General features: G+C 65.5%; 3 protein-coding genes. All 3 read left to right on the top strand.

Annotated elements, in window-relative coordinates; all coding sequences use genetic code 11:
• Positions 1 to 117: 117 nt before the first annotated feature.
• Entirely contained in the window at positions 118 to 1,398 is a 1,281-nt protein-coding gene (locus WBR57_RS29415) for a glycerate kinase type-2 family protein (protein WP_424088974.1), read from the top strand.
• Positions 1,388 to 2,803 (top strand): pyruvate kinase, encoded by a 1,416-nt coding sequence (gene pyk / locus WBR57_RS29410; protein ID WP_424088972.1) that lies wholly within the window; start codon positions 1,388 to 1,390, stop codon positions 2,801 to 2,803. The genes WBR57_RS29415 and pyk overlap by 11 nt, the downstream gene beginning before the upstream one ends.
• Positions 2,804 to 2,933: 130 nt before the next feature.
• On the top strand, positions 2,934 to 3,530 hold a 597-nt coding region (locus WBR57_RS29405), incomplete at its 3' end, for an urea transporter (RefSeq protein WP_424088970.1).

Here is a 3,530-nt window from a genome sequence, read left to right as displayed (position 1 = left end):
GTCCTTCAGTTATCCATTAATTGCCTGACACACCGCTATCGCAGGCAAGCCAGCTCCCACATTTGGGTGCCCACTCCAAGTTACAAAACTAATAACAAAAACCCCGGGAGCCCGCTTATGTCGGTCGATCCGCAACACCTGCTTCGCGAGCTGTTTGCCACAGCCATCGACGCCGCCCACCCCCGGCAAGTCCTCGAACCCTACCTGCCCGCCGACCGCAGCGGCCGTGTGATCGTGATCGGCGCCGGCAAAGCCGCGGCGGCCATGGCACTCGTCGTTGAAAACTGCTGGCAGGGTGAGGTCTCGGGCCTGGTGGTCACCCGCTACGGGCATGGCGCGCCGTGCAAAAAAATCGAAGTGGTCGAAGCCGCCCACCCAGTCCCGGATGCAGCGGGCCTGGCCGTGGCCACCCGCGTGCTGGCATTGATCAGCAACCTGACCGAAGACGATCGCGTGATCTTCCTGCTGTCCGGCGGCGGCTCGGCATTGCTGGCCTTGCCCGCCGAGGGCATCACCCTGGCCGACAAGCAGGCCATCAACAAAGCCCTGCTCAAATCCGGCGCGACCATTGGCGAGATGAATTGCGTGCGCAAGCACCTCTCGGCGATCAAGGGCGGGCGGCTGGCCAAGGCGGCATGGCCGGCGACGGTCCACACCTACGCGATCTCCGATGTGCCGGGCGACCAGGCCACGGTCATCGCGTCCGGCCCCACGGTCGGCGACCCGAGCACCTCGCAGCAAGCCCTGGCGATCCTCAAGCGCTACGGCATCGACGCCCCGGCGGCCGTGCGCAACTGGTTGCAGAACCCGGCGTCGGAAACCGTCAAACCCGGCGACCCGGTGCTCGCGCGCAGCCACTTTCAATTGATCGCGCGCCCACAACAGTCACTGGAAGCGGTCGCGGTAAAAGTGCGCCAGGCCGGTTTCAGCCCGCTGATTCTCGGCGACCTCGAAGGCGAAGCACGTGATGTGGCCAAAGTGCACGCCGGCATCACGCGGCAAATCGTGCAGCATGGCCAGCCGCTGGCCGCGCCGTGCGTGATCCTTTCCGGCGGTGAAACCACCGTCACCGTGCGCGGCAATGGCCGTGGCGGGCGCAATGCCGAATTCCTGCTGAGCCTGACCGACAGCCTCAAGGGCCTGCCCGGCGTCTACGCCCTGGCCGGCGACACCGACGGCATCGACGGTTCGGAAGACAACGCCGGCGCGATCATGACCCCGACCAGCTACGCCCGCGCCGAAGCCCTGGGCCTGTCGGCCAGCGATGAGTTGGACAACAACAATGGCTACGGCTATTTCGCCGCCCTCGACGGCTTGATCATCACCGAGCCGACGCGCACCAACGTCAACGACTTCCGCGCCATTCTGATCCTTGAGACTGCCAAACATGACGCCTGACAAGAAGGTCAAAATCCTCGCTACCCTCGGCCCGGCCACCGACGGTATCGATGACATCCGCGAGCTGGTGGAGGCCGGGGTGAACATCTTCCGCCTCAACTTCAGCCACGGTAACCACGCCGACCACGCCCAGCGCTACCAGTGGATTCGCCAAGTGGAGCGCCAGCTGAATTACCCGTTGGGCATCCTGATGGACCTGCAAGGGCCGAAGCTGCGGGTCGGGCAATTCGCCGAGGGCAAGGTGCAACTGGTGCGCGGCCAGGCCCTGCGCCTGGACCTCGACCCGACGCCGGGCGACCAGTGCCGGGTCAACCTGCCCCACCCGGAAATCATCGCCGCGCTGGAGCCGGGCATGGACCTGCTGCTGGACGACGGCAAGCTGCGCCTGCGCGTGGTCACTAAGCATGCCGACGCAATCGACACCACGGTGCTGAATGGCGGCGAATTGTCTGATCGCAAAGGCGTGAACGTCCCACAAGCATTGTTGGAACTCAGCCCACTCACCGCCAAAGATCGCCGCGACCTGAGCTTTGGCCTGGAGCTGGGCGTGGACTGGGTCGCGCTGTCGTTTGTGCAGCGCCCGGAGGATATCCGCGAGGCCCGCGAGCTGATCGGCGACAAGGCGTTCCTGATGGCCAAGATCGAGAAACCTTCCGCCGTACTTCGGTTGCGGGAAATCGCCGAGTTGAGCGACGCAATCATGGTGGCCAGGGGCGACCTGGGCGTTGAAGTGCCGGCCGAAAGCGTGCCGCAGATCCAGAAAGACATCATCAGTACCTGCCGCCAGCTCGGTAAGCCGGTGGTGGTGGCCACGCAGATGCTTGAGTCCATGCGCTTCTCCCCCGCGCCGACCCGCGCCGAAGTCACCGATGTCGCGAATGCCGTGGCCGAAGGCGCGGATGCGGTGATGCTGTCGGCGGAAACCGCCTCGGGCGAGTACCCGCTGGAAGCCGTGCAGATGATGAGCAAGATCATCCGCCAAGTGGAAAACGGCCCCGACTACCAGGCCCAACTCGACGTCAGCCGGCCCAAGGCGGATGCCACGGTGTCGGACGCGATCAGCTGTGCGATCCGCCGCATCAGCAGCATCCTGCCGGTGGCGGTGCTGGTCAACTACAGCGAATCCGGCAGCTCCAGCCTGCGCGCGGCGCGGGAACGGCCGGTGGCGCCGATCCTCAACCTCACGCCCAACATCGCCACGGCGCGGCGGTTGAGCGTGGCCTGGGGCGTGCATTCGGTGGTCAACGACCGCCTGCGCCAGGTCGATGAGGTGTGTTCCACCGCGCTGGAAATTGCCCAGGCCCAAGGCATGGCGCAACGCGGCGATACGTTGGTGATTACCGCGGGGGTGCCGTTCGGGCAGCCGGGGTCGACCAACTCGCTGCGCATAGAGACGTTGATTTAGCACCTGTTCGGGCCCCATCGCGGGCAAGCCGGCTGCCACATTTGAGCGGAGTTCGTCATGACAACGCAATCAATGTGAGAGCTGGCTTGCCTGCGATTGGGGGCAACTCGGCCTCACTGACTAAACCACCATGCACAACCCCACCTGCCCCGACTGGGCCGAAGCCCTGCTCAACGGTTTCAGCCAGATCTTCCTGCAGCGCCAGCCGCTGTGTGGCTTGCTGTGCCTGCTGGCAATCCTGGTCGGCGCCCCGGCTTTGCTCGGCGCAGCGCTATTGGGGGGGCTCGCCGGTTTGCTCACGGCCCAGCGTCGGGGCTATCCGAAGGCCGAACGCCAGGCCGGCCTGTATAGCTACAACGGTGTGCTGTTGGGTGTGTTGATAGGCCAGCATTTCACCTGGTCGCCGGTGTTACCGCCGTTGATCCTGGCGTGCGGTGGCCTGAGTGCGATCCTGACGCGCCACTGGCTGAAACACGCGACCCAGCCCGATGACCTGCCCGCCTACACCGCGCCGTTTGTCGGCCTGGGTTGGTTGCTGTTGGGCACAGCGCCGCACGCCCCGTCGGCCCTGGTTGAACCCGACACACTCGCCGTGCTCAGCGCGCCCTTTACCGGCCTTGCGCAAGTCCTGTTGCTGGACCAGCCCCTGGCCGGCATGTTGATCGCACTCGGCCTGCTGCTGGCCAACCGCCGCGCCGCCCTGTGGGCTTTGTTCGGCGCGTGTGCC

The organism is Pseudomonas sp. (assembly GCF_049590575.1).
GTDB lineage: Bacteria > Pseudomonadota > Gammaproteobacteria > Pseudomonadales > Pseudomonadaceae > Aquipseudomonas.
This window is presented reverse-complemented; position numbering and strand designations above follow the sequence as displayed.

Bases quoted from the DNA above. Each gene is read 5' to 3' on its own strand.
- WBR57_RS29415 (WP_424088974.1), top strand. From the start codon at position 118: ATGTCGGTCGATCCGCAACACCTGCTTCGCGAGCTGTTTGCCACAGCC.
- pyk (WP_424088972.1), top strand. From the start codon at position 1,388: ATGACGCCTGACAAGAAGGTCAAAATCCTCGCTACCCTCGGCCCGGCC.